Source organism: Mastigocoleus testarum BC008 (genome assembly GCF_001456025.1).
In the GTDB taxonomy this organism is placed as follows: domain Bacteria; phylum Cyanobacteriota; class Cyanobacteriia; order Cyanobacteriales; family Nostocaceae; genus Mastigocoleus; species Mastigocoleus testarum.
Genome location: NZ_LMTZ01000027.1, coordinates 1 through 18,188 on the forward strand (window position 1 = coordinate 1; position 18,188 = coordinate 18,188).

General features: G+C 37.7%; 12 protein-coding genes. 7 read left to right on the forward strand and 5 right to left on the reverse strand.

Features of this window, described 5'->3' with window-relative positions:
- Positions 1 to 48 precede the first annotated feature (48 nt).
- Both BC008_RS50345 and glgX read left to right on the forward strand, forming a co-directional pair.
- A complete protein-coding gene (locus BC008_RS50345) occupies positions 49 to 276 on the forward strand; it encodes a hypothetical protein (protein WP_058183342.1) in 228 nt (75 codons plus the stop codon).
- A gap of 111 nt (positions 277 to 387) precedes the next feature.
- Entirely contained in the window at positions 388 to 2,478 is a 2,091-nt protein-coding gene (gene glgX / locus BC008_RS06090; RefSeq protein ID WP_027846873.1) for a glycogen debranching protein GlgX, read from the forward strand.
- A gap of 347 nt (positions 2,479 to 2,825) precedes the next feature.
- On the opposite strand, the gene BC008_RS06095 is transcribed toward glgX, so the two are convergent.
- Entirely contained in the window at positions 2,826 to 3,992 is a 1,167-nt protein-coding gene (locus tag BC008_RS06095; protein ID WP_161938082.1) for a hypothetical protein, read from the reverse strand.
- Positions 3,993 to 4,205: 213 nt separating this feature from the next.
- On the reverse strand, positions 4,206 to 4,874 hold the full coding sequence (locus tag BC008_RS06100; RefSeq protein WP_027844523.1) for a potassium channel family protein: 669 nt from the start codon (positions 4,872 to 4,874) through the stop codon (positions 4,206 to 4,208).
- A 903-nt stretch (positions 4,875 to 5,777) separates the two neighbouring features.
- Between BC008_RS06100 and BC008_RS06105 the strand changes: the two genes are divergently transcribed.
- Complete coding sequence (locus tag BC008_RS06105; protein WP_027844524.1) at positions 5,778 to 7,175, forward strand: C45 family autoproteolytic acyltransferase/hydolase; 1,398 nt, start codon at positions 5,778 to 5,780, stop codon at positions 7,173 to 7,175.
- 81 nt (positions 7,176 to 7,256) lie between these two features.
- Positions 7,257 to 8,678 (forward strand): alpha/beta hydrolase, encoded by a 1,422-nt coding sequence (locus tag BC008_RS06110; RefSeq protein WP_058183341.1) that lies wholly within the window; start codon positions 7,257 to 7,259, stop codon positions 8,676 to 8,678.
- Between the two features lie 233 nt (positions 8,679 to 8,911).
- Here BC008_RS06110 and BC008_RS06115 read toward each other — a convergent pair whose 3' ends face one another.
- The 3 genes from BC008_RS06115 to BC008_RS06125 form a co-directional block, all read right to left on the reverse strand.
- Positions 8,912 to 9,262 (reverse strand): HdeA/HdeB family chaperone, encoded by a 351-nt coding sequence (locus BC008_RS06115; RefSeq protein WP_058183340.1) that lies wholly within the window; start codon positions 9,260 to 9,262, stop codon positions 8,912 to 8,914.
- 120 nt (positions 9,263 to 9,382) lie between these two features.
- A complete protein-coding gene (locus BC008_RS06120) occupies positions 9,383 to 9,736 on the reverse strand; it encodes a YMGG-like glycine zipper-containing protein (protein WP_027844526.1) in 354 nt (117 codons plus the stop codon).
- A gap of 206 nt (positions 9,737 to 9,942) precedes the next feature.
- A complete protein-coding gene (locus BC008_RS06125) occupies positions 9,943 to 11,217 on the reverse strand; it encodes a HEAT repeat domain-containing protein (RefSeq protein WP_153009533.1) in 1,275 nt (424 codons plus the stop codon).
- 435 nt (positions 11,218 to 11,652) lie between these two features.
- Here BC008_RS06125 and BC008_RS06130 point away from each other — a divergent pair, with 435 nt between their 5' ends.
- The 3 genes from BC008_RS06130 to BC008_RS06140 all read left to right on the forward strand — a co-directional run bounded on the left by BC008_RS06130 (position 11,653) and on the right by BC008_RS06140 (position 17,554).
- Positions 11,653 to 13,200 (forward strand): ferredoxin--nitrite reductase, encoded by a 1,548-nt coding sequence (locus tag BC008_RS06130; protein ID WP_027844528.1) that lies wholly within the window; start codon positions 11,653 to 11,655, stop codon positions 13,198 to 13,200.
- Between the two features lie 258 nt (positions 13,201 to 13,458).
- A complete protein-coding gene (locus BC008_RS06135; RefSeq protein WP_027844529.1) occupies positions 13,459 to 15,045 on the forward strand; it encodes an MFS transporter in 1,587 nt (528 codons plus the stop codon).
- A gap of 217 nt (positions 15,046 to 15,262) precedes the next feature.
- Complete coding sequence (locus tag BC008_RS06140; RefSeq protein WP_027844530.1) at positions 15,263 to 17,554, forward strand: molybdopterin oxidoreductase family protein; 2,292 nt, start codon at positions 15,263 to 15,265, stop codon at positions 17,552 to 17,554.
- The last annotated feature ends 634 nt before the right edge of the window (positions 17,555 to 18,188 follow it).

The window sequence follows — 18,188 nt, forward strand, 5'->3', positions numbered from 1 at the left end:
AATTAGAGATTTGAAAAAAGATTTAGAAATTATTGTTCCAAAGGCAGCTTGAGCATTTCATTCACGGGTATTGCGCTTAAACCGAGACGCGTCTGCGACGAACGCAATGCGGATGGGAATACTGGGCGCAAACAAGCTAGGGGAGGGCATCCCCAAAGTAACGCTCGGGGAGTTGCGACCACTACTCTACTTGGTGAAAACCTGGTTGAGCAAGTTGCGACATTGAACCGAGAATCCCACCTCTTTTTGAATAAACCAAGCGATAGCGCGGTTTAGACAGGGGTGGGAGTGTCAATGAGGAGATTGTGCAGTGGGAAAGCCTGTTATTAAAGGTATTATCAAGTTAAGCTTACTAGATAAGTTTATCTTATTGGGAATAGAACTAAAATGGCAGAAAATCTAAAAACCTTCCCTGGAAAAAGTTTCCCTTTGGGGGCTACTGTTTATCCTCATGGGGTAAATTTCTGCATCTTTTCCCAAAATGCTTCTGCTATAGAGTTGCTGTTATTTGATGCTGCTAGCGCTGCTCAACCAACTCAAACAATTAAGCTTGACCCCATACTGAATAAGACTTATTACTATTGGCACGTATTTATTCCAGGAATTAAATCTGGACAGATATACGCTTATCGAGCTTGTGGACAGTTTGCTCCAGAAAGAGGATATCGCTTTGATAACACTAAGGTTTTATTAGATCCTTACGCGCGGACAATTGTGGGAGAGGAGGTTTACAATCGCCAAGCTGCGATTCGTTCAGGAGATAACTGTGCTCAAGCCCTCAAAGGAGTGGTATTAGACCCCAGTACCTATAACTGGGAAGGCGATCTACATCCGAGAATTCCCTACGCCTGCAGTGTAATTTATGAGTTACATGTGGGCGGTTTTACTCGCCATCCTAACTCTGGTGTATCGGAGTCTAAACGAGGAACCTATGCTGGCTTAATTGAAAAAATCCCCTATCTCAAAGAATTGGGAATTACCGCGGTAGAATTACTACCGATCCATCAGTTTGATGCTCAGGATGTACCTCCCGGATTAAAAAACTACTGGGGTTACAGCACAATTAACTTTTTTGCTCCCCATAGAGGTTATAGTTCGCGGCGCGATTCTCTTGGCGCTGTAGATGAGTTCCGGGATTTGGTTAAAGCCTTACATCGCGAAGGAATTGAGGTAATTTTGGATGTTGTCTTCAACCATACTGCAGAAGGTAATGAGCAAGGTCCAACTCTTTCATTTCGAGGCTTAGATAATCAAACTTACTACATTTTGGATGAAAATCCAGCTCATTACAAAAACTATAGCGGTTGCGGCAATACTTTTAAAGGTAATCATCCCATCGTCAGTAGATTGATTCTGGATTCTTTGCGCTACTGGGTTTCAGAGATGCACGTCGATGGCTTTCGTTTCGATCTAGCTACAGTTTTGGGAAGAAATATTTTTGGAGAACCGATAAAGGAAGAAGCAGGAACCACAAATATTATCTCTGCAATTGAATCCGATCCGATTTTAGCTGGAACAAAATTAATTGCTGAAGCTTGGGATGCAGCGGGATTATATGGCGTCGGTAAATTTGTCGAATTGGCTGATTGGTTTGCTGAGTGGAATGGTCCATTCCGGGACGATGTCCGCCGTTTTGTTAAAAGCGATCGCGCCTCGATTAATGCTTTAGCAGCTAGAATTTTAGCAAGTCCCGATATCTACTCGCGCTTAGATACCGATATTAATCGTAGCGTTAACTTTATCACTTGTCACGATGGTTTTACTCTTAACGACCTAGTTTCCTACAATCGTAAACATAATCTAGCTAACGGAGAAGAAAATTGTGATGGTACTAATGATAACTTTAGTTGGAATTGTGGGCTAGAAGGAGTAACCGAAGACCTGGAAATAGAACAATTGCGATCGCAGCAAATTAAAAATTTCTTTACTATTTTGTTTATCTCTCAGGGAACTCCTATGCTTCTGATGGGAGATGAGGTGAGGCGTACCCAACTAGGAAACAACAATGCTTACTGTCAGGATAATCAATTAAGCTGGTTTGACTGGAGTTTAGTAAGCAAACACCATGATTTGCTAAGTTTTGTAAAAAAGTTAATTCACTTCATCCAAGGACTAGCAATTTTTCGTCAAGAAAAGTTTTTAGAAGTTACCCATGCAAGCCTTGAACCACATCTAGTTTGGCATGGAGTATATTTAGGTCAACCTGATCGGGGAGAGGATTCTCATACTCTTGCTTTTTCCCTAAATCACCCAGGAATGGGTGAACACCTCCATATTATGCTCAATGCTTATTGGGAATCGCTTAATTTTGAATTACCTCCTTTAGAGTTAGGAAACTATTGGCATCGAATTGTTGATACTGCTTTATCTACACCAGATGATTTTTCTGATTTGGAAGCGGCTGTAAAAATTTGCGAAGAAAATTTTTATCCAGTTACGGCGCGCTCTTGTGTAGTTTTGATGGAGAAAAAAATATAGTTTAACCGAACTTATAATAATCAAAAATTAAAATTTTTAGAACGTATACCATATACGTTTAAATGACCGTCATTGCGATCGTAGGGAAGCATATGTTTTCTATCAGACACGCAATACTTATACCAATTCAATAAATCATTGCAACAGATTCTCCGGTAGAGACATTGCAGAGGCTAACGCCGACGCCGCAGGCTCTGCAAGGTCTCTACAAAATCTATCTGTCCCATTATTTTTCCAAATTGGTATCACAATATGCTGTGTTCCCTAACTGCTAACGCAACAGTATATCGGAATTACTTCCACTGTGTTCCACAAGCCTACGGAGGTATCTGAAAAAATATTTCAAACTAAAAAAAGCTAAAAAATGAAGAGATAATATACAAGCTGACTGCAGAAGAAGAAAGAACAACAATTAATTTTTCTTTTTTTGGAATGCTTAAAACTACCGCCGCAATTATAGTCAGGATGCTTGCAACTACACAACCTAAAATAATATCTACATTCATAATAATTGTACTGCTAAATGTTTGAATAGTTGTAGATATGGTTTGCACAGCTAATGCGGCTGATAGGTCCACGGCATTGGAACCAAAGGATAAAACAAAAATTCCGTAAATGGCTATTCGCAGTTGTGCACTCCCTTTTTTTGGAAACTCTTGAATGTTAGTAATTGCTTCTCTCACAATAATCCACCCTAAGATAAATTCTGGAACACTACTACCAAAAGCACCAAGGATATATGACACTAAGAATTCAGGAACTTTTATCGCAATAGCAAAAAACTTTAAGTTTTCTACCATGCTTTCTGAACTCAAGATGAGTAACACAAAAGCTGTACAAAAAATCGTTAAAGAAAAAAACCATTGAGGGGAAAAATACCTCAATGATTGATTCATATTTTCATCATCTTCATCCAGTAAAGCATCATCCCCATATTTATTTATGGGAGGTAAAGAACTCCAATTATATATTCTATAAACCAGAAAAAGCTCACTAATAGTTATTAGCAGAAAAATTAACCAGTTATTTTTTTCGATTGCAAATAATGTTAAGAAAGTTGTTAGCGCCAATCCCAGCATGAATAAGCAAAGATACAGGCGAGATTGTACTGATTGTTGACTTGGATCGATAAAGAGCTTTTCGTCTTTTTTTCTCAATACATTCCATGCAATAATTAGCATAGTGAAGGCATAAGCTGCATTAACAGATGCCGATCCTATAACCATACCCAAACCAATATGACTTTCATTTTTAAGACCAGAAATAATACAGGTCATGATTTCTGGTCCAGAGGATCCTATAGTCAAGGCTATTGTAAGAAATGATTTATTTTGAAATAGAAGTTTCGCTTCACCCTCAATAAAATTACCCGAAAGAAACATTCCGATGCTACTCAGTAGCAATAAAAACAGTGACTGCTTGATACCATAAGGAATGTGAATTTGCTCTAATCCTGGATATAAATAAAATACACAAAGGCTAAAAAGCCCACCTTTCATCAATTTGTCTTTCATAAATTCCATAAATTCAAAAACAAAATCACGTGGGTAATTTTATATATTTGTTGTCAATGATGAACTTTTTATACCAAATCTACCTTGATTAATAAATATTGTAAATCTACCTAAAGAGTATTTTCTTATACTCTTTTGTGCCAAATTCATTTGATATGAAGCTGCATAAACGAGTGCAGAAGGTCAAAATACTACCGTTTAATTATCCCCTACTCAGTTTTTTCTAGAAGTATAACCACTGACCAAGATCGCAATTAGAATTGAGGGGTATAATTGTCCGATTATGGCTTCCATATTAGTCAGCATTTTAGCCACGTGAGTTACAGGAATAATATCTCCATAACCAAGGGTAGTTAAAGTAGTAAAACTAAAATAAATTAATTTATCGTAAAGTCCTGCTTCAATATTTATATGAGAAAAAGCCTGAGGTTCTAAACTCAAAACAATACCGTAAAATAAAGCCCAAACAAAACCAATCAAAAGATAAACACAAATACCTCCATAAATAGTATCTTTTGTAACTTCACTACGTAGTAAAATATCTCGTAATATTAAGTATGCTGCTATACCCAAGTAAAGTGTATAGATACCTTGAATTAAAATTAGAAAAAAAGTTGTTTTAGAACTATATAAGCCAAAATTAGCAGCATTCTCTAAGGCAAATGCTAATACTGCGATAATAAGATAGAGCAGGAAGATTTTTTTATGAAGGGAAAAAGTTCTCACAATGATAATAATGGCATATAGTAAAAGCGCGGAAGAGAAGAATTCACCAATTACGCCATTCAAAAAAGGGGCAAGTACAAAATTAGCAATTAATATAACCAACAGTTGAGTGTACTTTTTCTGGGATGATTCCTTAAAATTTAAAACAGGTTTCATAGCCAATACTAAAACACTAATTAATGCTTGTATAGCGGCAAACGTAATGTTTTATTTTTGTTTATTCAAGGATAATACACCGCGTCAATATTGAGAATCATTAATTACAGTGAATATATATTAACTATTGCAAAAATACACAAATATATTAATTATTTTTTATGTTTTTAATTTTGCTACAATTAAACTTAAAAAGTTACAAGTTAGTATTTGATTCTCAAGTTTAATTTAAAAAATACTATTTGAAAAATAATCTTTATTAAATAAGATTAAGAATACAAAATAACTATTAATTTTAGTTACTAATTAAAAAAAATTGGTTTTTGATACTCCAAACCTCCTTGAAAAGAGGAAAATAAAATTGGATTTTCCAATTTACAAGTAAATTTAGGAAATCTTAAGAGGATGTTTCAAAAGTCATAATTATTTACCTATAAATAGTAAATTGGATTATTATAACTAGAAAAAACAATTAGATTGCAATAAAAATACTTCATTAATGGTAAATTAAAAGTTAAAATAATGAATTAAAACCTACTTTTAATTAAGTTTAAATACTCGGAGACAAAATCTTAATCTTATTTAAGATGTATTTTTGAGAATATAAATTTGTAAATAAGATATTAAATTTTATATGATTATTCATTTGACTACATACAGGATTTATCTTATTGCTAAACCACTGATTTTGTACATTTTTATACTCTTGTTTACTTGATGAAGTTCTTTGTTTGATTTAAGCATAATTAATAAAACTGTTAAACATATATAAAATCCAAACACATTATTTTATTTAATGATTAGAAATTTTTTTAATTTGATATTCAGCTTTTTTATCACAAATAACCCAAAGAGATCAAATTGACTGTATTTTTGTGTGGAATTTATATATGAGGATTAGGAATGTACAACTGGTTGAAAAATGGATTAATACTAATCTTTACTTTGTGTTTAGTCATAGTTTTGAATTGGCAGGCTTCGCCAGTTTTTCCTCAATCGACTCCAACTCAAAATCAAAATATTCAACCACTTCCGTCTCTTGAAGGGCTACCTCAAATAACAGAATGGCAACCATCTGAGGGAGAATGGAAACCAGTCGCACCTCACCGGGAAGACAGAGGTCCAATCAAAGTCGTCTGGTTGCAAGGTACACCCTACGAAATGGGCTATCAGCACGGACAATTATTACATAAAGAAATTGCTTCCCTTGGTGGTCGGGAAATTTTTAATACATTAAGTTTCTTCGGCAAACTGATGTTAATGTCAAAACTGGCTAGACGCAATTCTTTTCCTGGAATTTACCAAGAATGTCAGGGTTTAGTTGATGCAACTAGTGATATTGGGATGACCATGGATGCTTGCATGGTTCTAGCCTTCGGTGACGTATACAAGGAAATATTTGGTTATAATCTGCCAAAAATATTATTTCATGAAGGCTGCGCGAACTTTGCTGTTGCAGGTGATGGAACTACTGACGGTCATCTTTATCATGGTCGTACCCTAGACAATCAAAAAGAACCGATTAAATACTGGGTAGATAACACTACAGTTTTTATACGACAGCCGAATAAAGGTATCCCCCATGCCATTATTTCAGTTCCGGGGATGGTTTGGCCAAATTCGGGTTTAAATGCTGAAGGTATTTCCATTTCGTTGGATACAGCACATCCAAAAGATATTGAGGAAATGCCCACAGATGGTAGAAGTAACGTACAGCTAATGTCTCAAGTGATGAAAAGAGCCCATAACTACCAAGAAGCTCGTGACATCATGGCTAGCCAAAATCGTCTGATGGCAAACTTAATCATTATTACAGATGGTAAATCTCGTAAAGCTGGGGTATTTGAATTACTCTATGAGGATATGGGCGTGCGTGAAATGGAAAAAAATGGTGCAATCTATATGACCAACCATTTCCTTTCACCAGAAGCAAAGGGTAAAGATACACCACCGACAGATTCAACCCTATTACGATATCAGCGATTTGAGCAATTGTTAGATAAAGATAGCCCAGAATCACTTTATGGCAAACTTAATCCACAAGTAATAGTTAAGCAAGTCCTGCGCGATCGCACCAATCCCCAAACAAAAGAACCAAGTCCCAAATCTTTATTTGATGACAATGCAAGTATTGGTGGTAATGGTTCATTGCGACAAGCAGTTTTCGACCCAGAACGTTTACTATTTTGGATTGCAGCGGGTAAAGTTCCCATTCCTGATAATCCATTTACTTGTTTTTCTTTGGGCGAAATGCTTGGTTTACCTAATGCTCAATCTTGTCCTGCTTCTTCAATATCTTAACTAAATCAGCAAACAGTTAGCTCTCAAAAGAGTTAGCTGTTTACTGTTAACCGTTAATTCTTAAAGAAACTCTTAAATAAAATGGCATTCAAATTAAAATTTGGGAATTTTCTTGCTACATTCAATGAAAAATGTCCCAAGCTCAAGTTTTTTACTCGGATTCTGTCACTGAGTCTGTGCGTTAGTTTTTTTGTATTAGCTCCAGTAGAATCCGCATACGCTGCTAAAAGCGTAATTTTGGAATATGACACTAAGCGCACTGTGGTACCTTATAGGCAACTGGAGAAATTTTCCAAGACCGGTAAAACTTCCCAACAGTTAGAGAGATTTTTCCAAAATATTCCTCTCACTGGGAACGAAGTATCAACTTTACTGGCGGGCTCAATTCCCGATACCGGGGTAAAACTGAGTCAACAAGAGATTGAATTTCTTTTGCTCCAAGTAAATAAACTTGTGGGTGACCCATTAGGTAGAGAAGATAAAGGACTTGCTGGACCTTTAGCAAGAGCTTTATATGAGGCATATTTAGATAATGATATGTCATTTATAGAACTAGCTAAACGCTATCCTGAACGACAAGTAAGAGTTAACCTCAAAAACTTGAATGTAGTTCACCGTGATGTCAAGTTATTTATGGAGCGATTGGATACGTTTTTGACAGCATTTGGTCCATTGCGACAGGAATTAATTTGTAATTGCGATAATCCCACCACACGATCGCAAATAAAAGATTCTCAAACCCTACAACCTGTATCTGAAAGCTTTTCTGAAAACTTTGTTAATCAAAATAACAAACAATTGCAGATATACCCTGATAGTTGCTCCAAACAAAAGTCAGAGAATAACTTGATATTAGCTTCAGCAGTTGACCAATATCAGACAATCCCTAACATAGGAGTCAAGTCAGAAGCTCAAATATCACAAAATCCAATATCAGAAGATAAAAATCAATATAATTTGGCTCAAAACAGACCACAAACAGGAAAGAAAGTTGTCTTCGCTCTTGGTCTAATGCAAGAATCCCTTGATATTCGCGATTTGACAAGTTTTGCTCAAACTGGAGAAATTCCTAGAGGCTGGAATACATACTTTAGTCTTCTTCGATTAAAACCTGAAGATTTTCGCGATATCCTGACAACGGAATCGACAGTGAGTATGAAATTTCTCGACGGTATCTTAAACAACCTAATCGGTGAGTATATTTTATTTCAGGTGGGTCAAGTAATTCATACTCCTTCCAGACAGGCAAATATTCAAGCATTACGTTCTGCCTTAATATTATCTGCTGCAGATGATAACAAAATTTCGATTTTAGAATTTTTACAAAATTATCCCACACAAAGAGTCATCGTTGAAGGACTGAACTTGGTGAGAACTGCTAAGAATTTTCAAGATAAAGGGATTGTGAAAACATCTACAGCTCGTCTTGAAGATATTTTAGTGGAGTTACAAGAGTTTGGGGCTGAGAATGATTGTAATTGTGGTGATACTGCTGCTAAATAAAACATCAATGACATCGCTAATTTTAGGATATTTATAGAAACGCCATAGCACTAGTGGTCTGTCCCATTAAATATGACAGGTTGGTTTGTGTCAAAATCCCCATAGAGACTTACCAGAGACTATGACTACGTCACCTACAGATCCGCCGACGCTGAACCGAAGGCTTTGGTACGTCTCTACAACCAATCAAAACTAATGGGACAAACCACTAGCAATAAAGTAACAACTAACGATTAACGATTCTTTTCAAAAACTCCAAGCAATTTGCTGTTAGGACTATCAATACAGGAATTAACAATCTTATCTGTTACCTTCGTAAGTGCTGGAGCATCGATCGTCAGATTATTTTTTTTACCACTCATAAAACCATGCATGAAAATCATTAGGTTCGATCTTTCTTCACCATCAGTCAAAAGTAGTTGTCTGCAAGTGAGTGCTTTTAAATCGACAGAATCATCTTCATTTGCGTTTGGTGAGGATTGTGCCAGTTTATTTGTATTTGGCGAAGATTGTGCCTGAGCAGGTATACTGAGGTTACCAAAGGCAATTACCCCAAATAGAAGTATCCAGATAAATCTTTTCATGATTTTACCTATTCTAAATATATTCTCAAGAAAATTAATATTAATTACCTAACTGCTCGAAGTCAAAATTTGTATGACCCAATTATAACTACCGATAATTACAGGGAGGTATCCACTGACTTATCGTTCGAGGCGCATGCACCTATCATACTCGCGCCTGTAAATCCGTCTTCGTTTTTTGTCACGACCAATAGTACCACCAATCGCTCCAACAACTCCCCCGATTGCGGCTCCTCTTCCTACCTTACGCTTACCTGCAATCAAACCGATGACAGCACCAGCCGCAGCACCTCGAGCAGCACCTTTTAATGTACCGCCACGAGTTTTACGACGAGCACGATCGCGAGCCCGACTATCACAATAGTACTCCCTGTCAGATCGGGACTGAGCTATTGCAGGACTCTGTGCAAATAGGACCAAGCTAGGTAGAATTATGACACCCAAAGCTAAACCTACGCTCAATCTTTTCATCATTATTAATGTGAATGATTATACACTCCGAAAATCATAAAATGAATCATCACTGAGAAGCTGAAAAGATAATAATTCTTCAAATTTGACAAAAAATCTCTTCATTATTCATTTCCCAGACAAATTGTGCGTTTTTCAAAAATAGTGGTATCGAGATTAGCAATTCTTATGTGTAAATAACTCGTAAAAACTAGTACATAAACATTCAGTTAATTTTGGGGTATTTTTTTCAAAGATGCGATCGCATGTAATTTTACCCGAGAATCCTTATCTGAAGTGAGTGTTTGTAAAATACTGATAGCGCTAGGATTTCCTAACTCTCCTAAAGATACTGCAATTGCTTGTTTGATTGGAGATTGACTTACTAAATCTTGTTTTGAATTAAAAAAATCAATTAAAATCTGAGTTGCTTCAGAGCACTTCTCTGATGAATCTTGACGTCCTAAAACTGTAATAATTTCCTTACAGAGACTAGCCTGACTGGAGTAAAGAGCTTTTTCTAAATAAGCTAAAGACTGAGGTCGATTTCCCCAGTTTAAAACTCGAACAACTTCTTCTTGTAGCCAAGTAGGAGTAAGCGCAGACATCAAAACTAAAAATAATGCTTCAGTGGCTTGTTCATCTTCCATACGTCCCAAAGCTAAAACTGCTTGCTGACATACTTGGGGATCGAGGTCGTGAAGTAAAGGTTGAAGATAGCTGACAATATCAAAATCTGCTTTGAATTCACTACACATACCCAAAGCAACTACCGCTTCTTTACGAACTAATGCAGACACATCTTTTAATCCTGCAATAAATAGGGGAATAAGTTCTAGATTGTGAAAACTACCAAGTGCTTCCAGACTTGTGGCGCGGACTTCTGGATTTCCATCCGTAACTACACTTCTTAAGGGATCAATAATTTCTACACGGCGAATGATTGCTAGGGATTGAACTGCTAATAATCGCGCTTTTTCATCTTGAAGTAATTCACTTAATACTTTGATCGCAGGAGTACCAATATTTGCTAATGCTGTCGCCGCAATTGCACATAAATCTTCTTCTTCAGTATCCCTGAGGACCTTTGCTAAGGATATAATGACTGCAGGTTGATCGAATTTTCCTAAAATCCTAATTGCAAACCAACGACTTTCTAAATCTTCTCCTTCATTTTCGAGAATATTTAGTAGGCAAGGAACTACTCTATCACCGAATACAGGAAATATTTTTGCAACTTCCCAACGTTCCTGAAAATCTCCAAAGCGCAAAACTTGCAATGCGAAATCCAATATCTGTTCGAATTCTAGCTCATGCCCCAGGTTATCCTTGTTAGTTTGCCGATTACTACCTTTGTAACTCGACACAATTCGTTGCAAATATCGATTAACTAACGACCAATTTGCTTCCGTCGCGGCAGTATGTAAACTTTTTAAGGTTTCGTGCATATTATATCCAGGAATAATTCCTACCTCGATACTGCATTCCAAGTAATGATAAGCCAATCAAATTAATCGCTAAATTTACGATTTCTAAATTACAATCACCAAATTTACAGCATTTACTTGACGAGATATAACTAAATTTTTGATATTTGGTAATACAGTTTACAAATATAAAAAATCTTCCGTATATTTTAAGATTACAACATTTACATCTACCTTTTGGGACATTTTCTTTCAATAAAAATAAAAAACGGTAACTAAATACACAAAATCAAGACATGATAACCGGTTAAATAATTGAAATAAAGTAAAAATTAAAACTAAATAAAAATGTTGTAACAAGTATTTGTTTTATTTCAAAATATATCAATTTAACTTGATAAAGGTTGAGACATCAAGCAATTAGGTTGATACAAGAAATATTTCTGCTATTTAAATTATTTTTTGTAAGGGTTTTAATTGTAACATAAATAAAAATTTTTTAAGGAGTCACAAGTGCCTTCTACTAAACCAGAAAAAGCAGCAGCTACTCTCAACAAGTTTGAAAAAATCAAAGCTGAGAAAGATGGGCTTGCAGTTAAAGATGAACTAGAACATTTTGCCCAAATCGGTTGGGAGGCGATGGACAAAGGCGATCTGGAGCATCGTTTGAAGTGGGTAGGTATTTTCTACCGCCCTGTGACTCCTGGTAAATTTATGTTACGAATGCGAACACCAAACGGTATTCTTACGAGTTCGCAGTTAAAGAGCCTTGCAACAATCGTTCAGCGTTATGGTGCTGATGGTAGTGCTGATATAACTACAAGGCAAAATATTCAATTAAGGGGTATTCGTCTCGAAGATATACCAGATATTTTCCGTCGTCTCAAAGCTGTAGGGATGACATCTATGCAGTCTGGAATGGATAACGTACGGAATATAACTGGATCTCCAGTCGCTGGATTGGATGGGGACGAATTAATTGATACTCGCGATTTAGTTCAGCGAGTACAAGATATGATTACCAACAAAGGTGAAGGTAATTATGCATTTACCAATTTGCCACGTAAATTTAATATTGCAATAGAGGGGGGAAGAGATAACTCTGTCCATGCTGAAATTAATGACATAGCATTTGTTCCGGCTTATAAGGAAGGAAATTTAGGTTTTAACGTTTTGGTTGGTGGTTTCTTTTCCGCCAAGCGTTGCGCTGCGGCTGTACCTTTAGATGTGTGGGTTCCTCCCAATGAGGATGTTGTAGATCTATGTTGGGCAATATTAAGTGTTTACCGCGATCTCGGCTTGCGCGCTAACCGACAAAAATCACGATTGATGTGGTTAATTGATGAGTTGGGGATCGAAAAGTTTCGAGAAACAGTTGAGGAGAAAATGGCTCGTTCTCTCGCTACCGCTGCAGAAAAAGATGAAATTGATTGGGAAAAGCGTGATTGTATCGGCGTGTTCGTGCAAAAGCAACCTAACTTGAACTATGCTGGTTTACACATTCCTGTGGGAAGACTCGACGCTCAAAGTATGTTTGACTTGGCGCGTCTGGCGGAGGTTTATGGTAGCGGAGAAATTCGTTTGACAGTAGAACAGAATGCTATTATTCCCAACATTTCTCAAGAGAACCTGGATCTTTTCCTCAGCGAACCACTGCTGCAAAAGTTTACTATCAATCCCAAACCTTTGGAAAGAAAATTAGTATCCTGCACCGGGGCACAGTTTTGTAAATTTGCCTTGGTTGAGACCAAAAGCCGAGCTTTAGCTATCGCTAAAGAATTAGATAGAGAATTAGACATACCTGAAGATGTGAGAATTCACTGGACTGGTTGTCCTAATTCCTGCGGTCAACCCCAGGTAGCAGATATTGGTCTGATGGGAACCAAAGTCCGTAAAGACGGGAAAACCGTTGAAGGGGTAGACCTATATATGGGGGGTAAAGTAGGTAAAGATGCTCGTTTAGGAACTTGCGTCCAAAAAGGTATCCCCTGCGAAGATTTACTACCAGTATTACGAAATATCTTGACAAAGGATTTTGGTGCTCAACCAAAACAGAATTAGTCTTCTCAAGTTTAAGAGTCTCGAATTTAAGAAAATCAAATTTAATCTTCCTAGATTTGGTCTTCTTAAATCTAATCTTCCAGAGGGCTTAACTACTACGGGTGCTTATATTTACCATTTTTACTAGAAATTTTTCTCATAAATTCAAAAGCTCAAAAACTCAGAAAGCCAGTTTTCTCTCAATATTCAGTGTAGATTCACTTGCGTTTGGTTTTTTTTTAACAGCGTTGTTTTAGCTAGAGAAATACAAAAATAGAGATGCTTACAGAACTTTTATCTTTCCGTGGCAGGTATAAAATCCTGCACATGACTTGGTTTGCCTTTTTTCTCTCGTTCTTTGTTTGGTTTAACCTTGCACCCTTAGCAACACAGGTAAAAGCAGACTTTGGTTTAGAAGTTAGTCAGATTAGAACCTTAGCTATTTGTAACGTTGCTTTGACAGTTCCAGCCCGAATTATCATCGGGATGTTATTGGATAGATTCGGTCCGAGAATTACCTACTCCCTATTGCTAATTTATGCAGCAATTCCTTGTATTACTTTTGCTAGCGCCCAAAACTTTACCCAGTTAGTAATTAGCCGTTTAGCATTAAGTATTGTAGGTGCGGGTTTTGTAATTGGTATCCGCATGGTTGCAGAATGGTTTCCTCCAAAAGAGATTGGTTTAGCTGAGGGAATATACGGAGGTTGGGGTAATTTTGGTTCTGCAGGTGCCGCATTAACTTTACCTACAATTGGTGCGTGGTTAGCTTTTGGAGCTCTTAACCCACAAACAGGAGAGGCTTTACTTAACTGGCGGTTATGTATTGCGGGAAGTGGTGTAGTTGCAGCCCTCTACGGTATTCTTTATTTCTTTAATGTCCAAGATCATCCTCCTGGAAAAGTTTACCAAAAACCCAAAAGCGCCCGAGGTTTAGAAGTTACCAGTGTTGGTGATTTCTGGTTCTTGATGTTAATGAACCTACCCTTATCAGGAATTTTGGGAGTTCTTGCTTGGCGCTTGAAAAAGGTTGGTTTATACGGTGATAATACTCTCTACCTTGTCTGGGCTGGACTAGCTGCCTTATATTTGTTCCAAGCTTATAACTGTTTGGTTGTTAACAAAGACTTGCTCTCGGGTAGGAAAAAATATCCCCCCAAAGACCGTTATAGTTTTTCTCAAGTGGCAATTCTCGAGTTAACTTATGTTGTGAACTTTGGTTCGGAATTAGCTGTAGTTTCTATGCTCCCAGCATTTTATGAGGGAACATTTGCTTTAAACAAGGCTTTGGCGGGAATGATTGCTGCTAGCTATGCATTCATGAACTTAGCGTCTCGTCCTGGTGGCGGTTTTATTTCTGACAGGTTGGGTAGCCGCAAAAATACTATGGCTATCCTAACGGCTGGGATGGGTATAGGTTATTTAATGATGGGAGGAGTTAATGATGGTTGGTGGTTACCACTAGCTATTTTGCTGACCATGGCTTGTTCCTTCTTTGTGCAAGCTGGAGAAGGTTCTACTTTTGCTATTGTTCCATTGGTCAAGCGTCGGGTTACTGGGCAAATAGCTGGTAATGTTGGTGCTTATGGTAACGTTGGTGCCGTGGCTTATCTAACTATCTTTAGCTTATTACCGGAATGGTTGAGCGGTGGTGGTGAGCAAACCGCAGCAGTTATTGCTCAGTCCAATACGGTCTTTTTTCAAATGATGGGAGTTGCAGCTCTAATAGTTGCTTTCATGTGCTGGTTCTTACTCAAAGAACCCAAAGGCTCTTTTGCTGAACACCATGAAGGTGAAGAAGATGAGTCTGGTTTAAATCAAGGATCTGAAATTCCCGTAGGCATGAACCCCAACGATATTATCTAAATCGCAGTCAGTAGACCCGGTTATTTCAATAGCCGGGTTTATTGCAGATAAATATTTTGATATTGCCTTTCGATAAAAGCATATAGTTGAGAATCATTCTACATTTTCTGATATAAAAAATAACATAATAGCATTTAATACATTAAGGCAAAAATAACTAAGCACATAAATAATCGCAAGTTAATACAAATCTTTAATATCAAAGATAATTGACATTATGTCCGAGTCTATTAAAACCGTTTGTCCTTACTGTGGTGTTGGCTGTGGTTTAACAGTTTCTCCTCCTGCTGGAACAGGTCGTTCGACCCATAGAGATGGTGAAGGGAACCCAATTTGGAAAACAATCGGAGATAAAAGCCATCCTTCTAGTCAGGGGATGGTTTGTGTTAAGGGTGCAACTATTACCGAATCTATAGATAAAAGTCGTCTCAAATACCCAATGATCAGGGATTCTTTATCAGAACCTTTTCGTAGGGTAAGCTGGGATGAAGCATTTAATAAAATTGTTGATCGCATTCAGTTCGTACGTCAAAACTATGGTGCGGATGGAATCTGCATGTATGGTTCCGGTCAGTTCCAAACTGAGGATTACTACATTGCTCAAAAACTCCTTAAAGGCTGTCTTGGAATAAATAATTTTGATGCAAATTCCCGTCTGTGCATGTCTTCAGCTGTTGCGGGATATATGCAAAGTTTTGGTTCTGATGGACCACCCTGTTGCTATGAAGATTTAGAATTAACTGATTGTGCTTTTTTAATTGGTACTAACACCGCTGAATGTCATCCAATTGTTTTTAACCGCTTGCGGAAGTATCACAAAAAGCATCAGCATGTGAAAATGATTGTGGTCGATCCCCGATGTACAAAAACAGCCGAAGTTGCAGATTTACATTTAGCAATCAAACCCGGTACAGATATCGATCTACTCAATGGTATTGCCCATTTATTGATGCGATGGAATGCGATCGATACCTTATTCATGGATGAGTGTACCAAAGGTTTTCCTGCCTACGCAGAAGTTATTCGCCACTATCCACCGGAAACAGTTGCTCGTCGATGTGGGATCCGAATCGATCATCTTGAACAAGCTGCTCGTTATTGGGCTGATTCGGAGCGAGTATTATCTTTATGGTCTATGGGAATGAATCAATCTTCCGAGGGGACAGCAAAGGTAAGAACTTTAATTAACTTGCATTTAATGACTGGAAATGTTGGTAAACCCGGTACCGGACCTTTTTCTTTAACCGGTCAACCAAACGCCATGGGAGGAAGGGAAGCTGGCGGTTTGGCTCATATTCTTCCTGGATACCGAACGGTAAAAAATCCCCAACACCGAGCAGAAATCGAGCAATTTTGGGGATTAAATCCAGGACAAATTTCCCCGATTCCCGGTCGAGATGCTTGGAACCAAATAGTTGGTTTGGAAACGGGTGAAGTTGGTTTGTTATGGATTGCTGCAACAAATCCTGCTGTTAGTATGCCAGATCTAGTAAGAACCAAAGCAGCTTTATTAAAATCTCCCTTCACGGTTTATCAAGACGCCTATTATCCCACAGAAACTTCCGCATACGCCCATATTCTCCTACCTGCTGCTCAGTGGGGTGAAAAAACTGGCACTATGACCAACTCAGAACGAGTAGTGACTTTTTGTCCCCAGTTTCGGTCCCCTCCAGGGGAAGCTCGTCCAGATTGGGAAATATTTGCCGAAGTAGGACGTCGTCTCGGTTTTACCAGAGAATTTAACTTTGCTAATGCTACTGCAGTTCACACCGAGTTTACACAGATAACTCGTGGGCGTTTATGTGACATGACCGGAATCAGTCATGAAAAATTGGCCGAATTTGGTCCAATACAATGGCCTTGCCCAGATACTGCTTTGCTACAAGAAGATGAGTCTACATCCAGAATGGGAATCTTCTCATTTCTCTTCAGTCATCGAGATAAAGATAAAAATATCACACATATAGGAAAACGTCTATATACAAACCTACGTTTTAAGACTAATGATGGAAGGGCTATTTTCGCAGCTTATCACTCTAAAGGCTTGGCCGAACCACCAAATAACGAGTATCCTTTCGTGCTTACAGTTGGGCGTCTTTACGGTCATTGGCATACCCAAACCCGCACGGGAAGGATAGAGAAAATAGTTAAGATGCATCCCCATCCTTTTATGGAAATTCATCCCCGCGATGCTGCCAAATTAAAAATTGCAGAAGGAGATTTAGTTGAATTGCGATCGCGTCGAGGAAAAGCTCGTTTTCCAGCAAAAATAACTAAAGCAATTGCTCCTCACACTGTTTTTGTCCCCATGCACTGGGGTGCTTTATGGTCTAATGATGCTGAAGCTAACCTGCTGACCCACCATGAGGCTTGTCCGACCTCTTTGCAGCCTGAGTTAAAAGCTTGCGCCGTCCAAATCTTAGCCGTTAGCGCTCTCCCAGAGGAGACCACAGAGTTGCCTCACCAGGAACTATTACAGTCTTCTGAGTTGATGAAGATGTCAAACTAAAGCCATAAACAATCGGGATTAAAGCCAATACGAAAGAAGTCAAAACGACCCCAACAACTACTTGGGTGGAAGATTGTTTGTATTGGCTAACCGAGACTTCTCTCGACACCAAATCAAAATTATTAGAGTGATTTAAGTCGTTAGTTTTCATGGCAACAAACTTTGCCCAAGCAAAGAATTCAATGATTTGATTATAAAAAAATTACGAAAAAAGTAATTAAATATACTAATTTTTTTAATAAAAAGTAACCGATGTAACAGAATATTCTAGAAAAATAACGATTACGCAAATCAGCTGATTGCGACTGTGTTTTAGTAGTTACAATGCTGCATATCTAAGAATTTGTTTCCTCAGAGGATGGAGAAACTCAGGAAATGATTCATACCACGGGTACAAGTTGTGATAGTTTGCTTGTAGTCATGATTCTTTTTGGAGTCAAAAAACATGCAAATATACGCCTTTTAAATCTGACGATACATTGATGTCTATTAATCCTATATAGCGGTGCATTACGGCGTAATGATAGCAATGACCGAAGAAAAGACATTATCTTGCGCGCCTAACACAGATTACATAGGTTTTTTATTTTTATTTATTTTATTTTTATTTACTAAGAGCAATCTTGGATTACCC

Bases quoted from the DNA above. Each gene is read 5' to 3' on its own strand.
- glgX (WP_027846873.1), top strand. From the start codon at position 388: ATGGCAGAAAATCTAAAAACCTTCCCTGGAAAAAGTTTCCCTTTGGGG.
- BC008_RS06095 (WP_161938082.1), bottom strand. From the start codon at position 3,992: ATGAAAGACAAATTGATGAAAGGTGGGCTTTTTAGCCTTTGTGTATTT.
- BC008_RS06100 (WP_027844523.1), bottom strand. From the start codon at position 4,874: ATGAAACCTGTTTTAAATTTTAAGGAATCATCCCAGAAAAAGTACACT.
- BC008_RS06105 (WP_027844524.1), top strand. From the start codon at position 5,778: ATGTACAACTGGTTGAAAAATGGATTAATACTAATCTTTACTTTGTGT.
- BC008_RS06110 (WP_058183341.1), top strand. From the start codon at position 7,257: ATGGCATTCAAATTAAAATTTGGGAATTTTCTTGCTACATTCAATGAA.
- BC008_RS06115 (WP_058183340.1), bottom strand. From the start codon at position 9,262: ATGAAAAGATTTATCTGGATACTTCTATTTGGGGTAATTGCCTTTGGT.
- BC008_RS06120 (WP_027844526.1), bottom strand. From the start codon at position 9,736: ATGATGAAAAGATTGAGCGTAGGTTTAGCTTTGGGTGTCATAATTCTA.
- BC008_RS06135 (WP_027844529.1), top strand. From the start codon at position 13,459: ATGCTTACAGAACTTTTATCTTTCCGTGGCAGGTATAAAATCCTGCAC.
- BC008_RS06140 (WP_027844530.1), top strand. From the start codon at position 15,263: ATGTCCGAGTCTATTAAAACCGTTTGTCCTTACTGTGGTGTTGGCTGT.